This is a genomic window from Anaerobacillus alkalidiazotrophicus, from assembly GCF_001866055.1.
On record NZ_MLQS01000034.1, the window covers coordinates 1 to 7,744 of the forward strand.

Here is a 7,744-nt window from a genome sequence, read left to right on the forward strand (position 1 = left end):
TCCTGATAAAAACGTTCTTTAAATTCTTTTGTGTAAGAAATATTTGTTTCACTTACTTTCTCGATCAAAGGATTGGACCGTAGTTGATTTTGTTGTTCTTCTGAAAATTTGTTTTTCCCCATTTTACAACCTCACCTGTTTGAATAATTAAACTATAACAAAAAAAAGACCCTGCAAAACAGAGTCAGTAAAAAAATTCAAGGACAAGCCTCTTTTTTTAAACTGTCTATTTTACAGGGTCCATTTTATTGAGAAAGGCTCTTTTTTTCTGGAAAATTTGTGATCCGACTCTTGAATGAGATTTTATATTTTATCCCACTCTTAATAGGCAGGCCCCCCCACTGATTGAAGTTTAACTTTATATAAATTGTTCGTTGTGAAAATAAACAAGCCCGGTAAGCAAATTGAAGCTACAACCCTAAAATAAAGTTGACGATATATGAATATCAAGTTACCATAATATAGAATAATTTCCTTTTGTATCAATTTTAATCCATATTTAACAAAAGGCACGACCGTGGTACAAGTTAAACTTACGATCAGTGGAGGAGATCTCTCTTGAATAAGTATAATCCAGAACAGGAATATCAAATACGTTTAAAGAAATATGCCGAACAATATAACAAAGCAAAACGGCAGTGTAACATCTTAAGTAATTTACGTTTAGCTGCATTATTAGCGATTATTTTTGGTATCATACTTTTTTATTTTGAATATCGTATTTTTGGCATTTTGTTTTCAATATGCACATTCGTTACATTTGTCATTTTAATTGTTCAACATGAAAAAGTGAAAAAAAGAAAAGAGTTGGCTTTATCCCTTTCAAGAATCAACCAGCAAGCGGTTAATAGAATTAATGGAAAATGGGTTGAATTCAAAGATAATGGCGAGGAATATATGAATCAAAAGCATCAGTATAGTGTTGATTTAGATATTTTTGGACAGGCATCAGTATTTCAGTGGATTAATAATACCTTTTCTTTTTTTGGGAGAAAATTCTTGAAAAATACTTTGACCGAGCCAGAGAAGGATATTATAAAAATTAAGGAAAGACAAGCTGCAATTAATGAACTTGCAGGTAAGCTTGATTGGAGACAACATTTTCTGGCAGATGGTAGTGCCACCGAAAATAGAATGAACAATCCTGAGTCGTTATTTAAATGGGCAGAAAATGAAAATCATCTATTTAGACGTCCATGGCTGGTATGGGGGATACGATTTCTATCGTTAACTACGTTGGTTTCTCTCTTAGTAACATTTTTAATAGACATCGGTTTTTTCTATATAACAGTGATATTGTTACTTACTCAGTTGATTTTATTTATGATTGGACTTAGATCCTATTTGAATGCTAATAAGTTTACAGACCTGCAAAAAGATGAAATTCTTACTTATCAAAAATTATTGACGAAAATTGAAAAGGAGAATTTCGAATCAAAGTATCTATCTGAGCTTAAATCAAGTCTAATTGACTCAAATGGTCATTATGCCTCAAAGCAAATTAATGAATTATCCTTTATTGTTGATATGATGAGTTTCAAATATAGCCCATTGATCTATTTCTTATTGAATGTGATTTTCCTATTAGATTACCACTGTATGATCGATCTGGAAAAATGGAAGAAGAAATCAGGCAACAGCGTACGAACTTGGCTAACTGTAATTGGAAAGTTTGAGGAAATATCAAGTTTAACGACAATACGGTACGATAATCCTAATTGGTGCAGCCCACAGTTGACAAATTCAAAACAAAATCTTTCTGCAAAAAATATGGGACATCCACTTTTAGTTTCAAATGCCTGTGTCGGTAATGATTTAAACATTAGAAGCAGCGGCAATATTTTGTTGATTACAGGGTCTAACATGTCTGGAAAAAGTACGCTGTTAAGGACTGTTGGCTTGAATTTGGTTTTGGCATATATAGGTGCCCCTGTTTGTGCAAACGACTTTAAATGTTCTGTTATGGACATTTATACATCTATGAGGGTAAGTGATAATTTAGAAAAAAAGATTTCTTCTTTTTATGCTGAACTATTAAGAATAAAAACTATTATTCAAGCAGCAAATAAGAACAACAGCATATTTTTCTTATTAGATGAAATTTTTAAAGGAACAAACTCTAAGGATCGCCATATTGGTGCAGCCGCAGTGATCAGAAAACTTAGTAAAATGGGTGCGGTAGGACTTGTCTCGACACATGATCTTGAATTGGGTGAGTTAGAGATTGAAAAAGATATTGACGTAGAAAATTATCATTTTTCAGAAAGGTATTTAAATAACCAGATAGTATTTGATTATAAGTTACACTCTGGAGTATCCAAAACTACTAATGCTATATACTTGATGAAGATGGTTGGTATTGATGAATTATAATAGTTGGAACTATAAAGGAAATTGATATAAGAACAGTTGTATTGGCTATCCGAACTTGAACTATAAAAGAAAATGCTTCAAGATCAAAAATATTATAGCTTCATTACAAACTAGTGATAATTTTGAAAATATACCTTTGGTTTCGGTGACAATAAGAAAATACTAAAAAGGCTATAGTTTTAGGTTTATCTTAAAATACTATTTTTTCTATATTTATCGTTAAGAGCTCTTTCGTTGAGAAAGGCTCTTTTTTTTGGGAAATTTGTGATCTGACTCTTTTAATGAGATTTAATATTTTATCCCACTCTTAAGGAGCAGTAAAACCCCCACTGATTTAAGTTCAACTTTATTGATTTTTTGTAACATTTGATAAAAAGTGAAAATAATTTAAATTAAAAGATGTGGATATATATTCTTATATATCTATGAAAACGTTTTTATACACCTATCAGATGAATAATTATGCACACAACTCCATTCGAGTTAACATTCTGAATGTTCTGTTATTTATTTTGTTTTATAGTATCAAATGTTGGCGATTAACTTATATTTTTTTATACGAAATGCTTTTTCTGAGAAGTGTATAAAGTTGTATAAAGTAAGGATAACCAATCTTTTGAATAATCGACTATAAAAAATATTCATTAGATATCGTACATTTGAAGGGTGGTGAAAAGCGATGGAGCAAGCTTTAACAACAGCAATTTAGTTTTGGTTGTTCACCCCAATGCCATTATTAATTGTCTTATCGATTATCACGTATTTTACTGAGAGGAGTGAATAGATTTGGAAACAGCAACGATTATTACATTTATGTTTATTTAGTTGGAATGTTAGCGATTGGTCTGATTGCATACCGATTGACGAATAATCTATCAGACTATGTATTAGGTGGTCGGAAATTAGGTGGGGGAGAAGCGGCCTTAAGTGCTGGAGCCTCTGACATGAGTAACTGGCTTCTGCTAGGGTTACCAGGTTACGCTTATGTAGCAGGGATGGAGGCTATTTGGATCTCGGTAGGTTTAGCTGTCGGGGCTTATTTAAACTGGCAATTTGTTGCGACTCGTTTACGTAAATATACGGAGGTTGCTAAGGATTCAATTACGACACCTGATTTTTTAGAAAATCGTTTCCGCGATAAGTCAAAAGTATTAAGAGTGATATCTGCTTTAGTTATTTTAGTTTTCTTTGCTTTTTATACATTATCAGGACTTGTCGGTGGAGCATTATTATTTGAAGGATCATTTGGTTTAACGTATACTCAGGCCTTATTGATTGGTGCTATTGTCATTATTTCTTATACGTTCTTAGGTGGATTTTTAGCGGTAAGTTGGACAGACTTTTTTCAAGGAATCTTAATGTTTTTAGCGTTAATTATTGTCCCGCTTGTAGCGATTTCAGAAATGGGTGGCTGGAGTTCAACGTTAAATGCTGTAGGTGAAGTTGATCCGGCTCTCCTTGATGTATTTGCTGGTGTGACAACGATTGGGATTATCTCCCTTGCATCATGGGGCTTAGGTTACTTCGGTCAACCGCATATTATTACGCGCTTTATGGCTGTTAAGTCGTAAAAGAGATTCCGAAAGCAAGACTAATCGGTATGACTTGGATGGTACTAGGTTTAATGGGTGCGATCTTCACTGGATTTGTCGGGATTGCTTACTCTGCAGGTCTAGGGGCAGAGTTAATGGAAGACAGTGATGAAACAGTCTTTATCTTATTTACGCAAGTATTGTTTAATCCTTGGGTATCTGGTTTCTTATTAGCAGCGATTTTAGCGGCAATTATGAGTACGATTGACTCGCAATTATTAGTGTCTTCAAGTGCGATTACAGAAGATTTTTATAAAGCAATTTTACGAAAAAATGCAAGTGAAAAAGAGCTTGTATGGGTTGGACGTCTTGGCGTTGTCGCAATTGCAATTGTTGCAATTATTTTAGCGCAAACCCCTGAAAGTACCGTACTTGAGCTCGTTGCTTATGCATGGGGGGGCTTTGGAGCAGCGTTTGGTCCAGTCATTATTCTTTCATTATTCTGGAAACGAATGACACGTAACGGTGCATTAGCAGGTATGCTTGTAGGAGCATTAACTGTGATTATCTGGGCAGACCTACTTGAAAAATGGTTTGGAATTACTGCTGACACTCATTCGATTTTCGGTTTATATGAAATCGTACCGGGCTTTATTCTAGGCTGGATTGCGATCATGGTAGTAAGTTTAATCGATCAAGAACCTTCTCAAGAAATTCAAGATGAGTTCGAACGAGCAAGAACTAGCGAAATTTAAAAATTTGATTGTTATTGAATTAAAATGATTTAGCTGCTGTCACATTGCAAAGTGCTTAGAGACGATGATCTCTGAGCACTTTTTTTTTGAAACTTTATGTGGTAAATATCGTAAATATAAAAGGTAAGTGACTGACCGAGTTTTTTACATACGACGAATTACCAATATAATAGGGCTCTTAAAGATCACAGGATCATTAAGAGTGGGATATATTTTTAAAATGCAGACCTGTTTCCTTATTATTTCTTGCTACTATTAGTTTCAATTAGTGTTAAAATCAATTTGTTTTAGAATTGTATTTTTATTTGTTGTGAATAATATATACTCGCGATGTTTAGTTTTAATAACGATTCGATCTGTTGTACCGTAAGGAGTGCCAATTCGAACAGCATCATCCTTTGCACCAGCATATGTATCGTCCTCGGTTACTTCAACAATTTCATCTAAAGGAATTTCAATCTTTGTTAATTGCCACTTAATAATTAAATTTTCTTTTGTTTTTTTTACTTTAATTCCTAACATAATTAACTCCTTTCAATATAGTATTTTAAACAAAAAGAATTTATAATAAAATCCCTCATCTTCCTATTTTATACTAAACTTGTATAAAAAGTAAATAACATACTAGTTTAATCAGCAGTGAAGAGTAAATTTTTTCAGTATTAACTAACTAAATTTGCTGTATTATTTTGTTGTGAAATTTTTCTATTTAATTATAGTTTGTTTAATTTGACAAAAGGCTAACCATCTAACAGATTGGAGGATTTTTCTTTTGACTTTTTTTGAACGTTTTAAATAAAGCAGCCCTATTTTCATATAATTACATCAGGATATCAGCAATTTGGATCAACAAGTAGTTATTATTTAACGCAGTATAGTTATGGCTATTAGCATATTCAATATTGTAGCTGGTATTTTTTAAAAACTAAAACCTTCGCTCCGCTTGAAGCAATCTATCTGGATTCTATTTTGTGATTTTTAAATCTGTAATAAATACGAATTGCTGTTTTGCCATCTTTTGTTTCAAGATTCCCTTTCAGTATATTCACAAGACTTTCATTATAAGAAATTTAGTTTACCCCAAAAATAATATTTTCTTAATTACTTTGCTCAACTCCTTTTATTGCTTTGATTTCTGAAGTAACACTTTGAATTCATCACTCTTCAAATCTAATATTACTTCCTGTGACACCCCGAAAAATCTTGTTTCACAAGAATGTTACATAGGCTTTATTTTTTCCGAGAACTAATTTCGGGGGGATAGAGGTGGGATCTATCTCGTAGTTTTCATTCTAATAATTTGAATGCTGTACTTCTTCAAAATAGCATCTTTCATTTCATCTCGTTTAAAATGGCTATTTTACTAACTATCAATCTTTCGACAAAATTTAGCAAACTTCGGGGTGTCACAGTGAAGTAACTATTGCCCATGGGAGTATATGTATTCTGGTATGAATCTACAGTATTCAAAAAATATTGGTGAATGGATAGATGAAAAAGGACAGGTTGCCTGTTTTGATCTTTCAGTAAAAACAGGGAAATCTTCTTGCTTACTAATAAAAAAGGATATTTTTCTTAAGTTTCTAGAAGAAAACAAACTGAAGGTTTTCTGGACGTGCTTGGGGGAAAAGCAAATTCTTGGAGATTCTTTTACTCAAAAACGACCTAGAGTTTAATTTAAAAGAACAGAAGTCTTTAAGTAGTAAGCAATTAAATAGATTAAAAGACTTAACTTGGATTGAACAATTGTACAATTTAATTTTATTAGGCCCGCCTGGTGTTACTCACCTGGCGGTAGGGTTAGGCATAGAAGCGATCAATCAAGGATATAAAGCAATATTTACATCCATGGGAGAATTAATTCATAACTTAAAAACAGAAGAAATAACCTCATTAGACGTTCGATTGAACCATTATTCTCAATTCAATTTAATGCAGAAATATGTAGGATTGATCAAAGGCTTAATGAAATAGATGAAAATACACTAGAGCATGAATTTCTCATATATTTAAAAAAATAGCTTCTGAAGCTAATCAAAATGAACTAGCGGAAAGAGAATTAATTCTAAATGAATTAATAAAAGCATTTCCCCATATAGATGAAAGTAGGATAGTAAAGGAATTTTCAAAAATTACAAATATTCATTATACTCAAAATTTATTTTACTTATACCATTTATTTTCTTCTTATACTTATGACAATTTATTAAATTCTGTAGTTAGTAGCTGCATAAATTTGCAGGGGAACAAATTATTTTGGAATGCTACGGAAAATGAAAGAAATACTTTTATTGCACAATCATTAAGTATGGCTGGATTTTTAAATAAGGATCAAAGTTTATGGGGTAAATCAAGAGGTGGGATAACATCGGGAGAAGTAGATATTTTTATTAAACAAAAAAATGGCGATCCCTTTTCAATAGTAGAAGCATTAAATTTAGAATCCTTGGATAAAACTTACTTAAATTTACATTTAGAAAAAATATTCTACTATGATACTACAGGATTAAAATATAATTTTATTTTAGTGTATTCTACTTCTAAGAATTTTTCTGACTTTTGGGGAAGGTATCTTAACTATATAAGTAATTTTGATTACCCATTTGACATATCAAGTTGTGAAGAATTAGATGAATTTGATTATACAGATATAAGAATTTGTAGAACTTTACATACTAGAAATGGTAAAGAAACATACTTATATCATATAATGGTGGATTTAAATAAGTGAAAATTATTATACATATAAATATATCCCTTTCACCGACTCAACACATGTGGAGTGCTGTTCGCTACTAACGTATGAAGGAAAATAAAGATGTAACAGTGAGTAGGGGGGCTGGGACAAAACCACCTCTTAGATGAAAAAAGCCGGTGAAATTTTACGACGAGTAAAATTTCACCGGCTTTGATTATTTTTAATAAAAATAAGGACCACTTCTGATAAAATAAAGTTACCATACCAAATTTCAACAGAAAGAAGGGTCCTTATGTTTAAAGATTATAACATGAACCAATTAGTTTTGCCTTTAGATTTAGAAGTAAAATTACAAAAAAATGATATTGCCTTCCATGTCCACCATT

General features: G+C 32.0%; 3 protein-coding genes and 2 pseudogenes. 4 read left to right on the plus strand and 1 reads right to left on the minus strand.

Annotated elements, in window-relative coordinates:
- Positions 1-558: 558 nt before the first annotated feature.
- Both BKP45_RS20975 and putP read left to right on the plus strand, forming a co-directional pair.
- Entirely contained in the window at positions 559-2,373 is a 1,815-nt protein-coding gene (locus BKP45_RS20975; RefSeq protein WP_084788108.1) for a MutS family DNA mismatch repair protein, read from the plus strand.
- Positions 2,374-3,159: 786 nt separating this feature from the next.
- Positions 3,160-4,660, plus strand: a pseudogene (gene putP, locus BKP45_RS20980) (sodium/proline symporter PutP).
- Between the two features lie 261 nt (positions 4,661-4,921).
- Here the strand turns inward: putP and BKP45_RS20985 are convergent.
- Entirely contained in the window at positions 4,922-5,182 is a 261-nt protein-coding gene (locus BKP45_RS20985; protein WP_071391105.1) for a SunI/YnzG family protein, read from the minus strand.
- A 1,146-nt stretch (positions 5,183-6,328) separates the two neighbouring features.
- Here BKP45_RS20985 and BKP45_RS20995 point away from each other — a divergent pair.
- Both BKP45_RS20995 and BKP45_RS21000 read left to right on the plus strand, forming a co-directional pair.
- Positions 6,329-6,550, plus strand: a pseudogene (locus BKP45_RS20995) (ATP-binding protein); the annotation flags it as partial.
- A gap of 346 nt (positions 6,551-6,896) precedes the next feature.
- Positions 6,897-7,391: a hypothetical protein gene (locus BKP45_RS21000; protein ID WP_071391108.1), complete on the plus strand. Its 495-nt coding sequence runs from the start codon at positions 6,897-6,899 to the stop codon at positions 7,389-7,391.
- Positions 7,392-7,744: the final 353 nt, after the last annotated feature.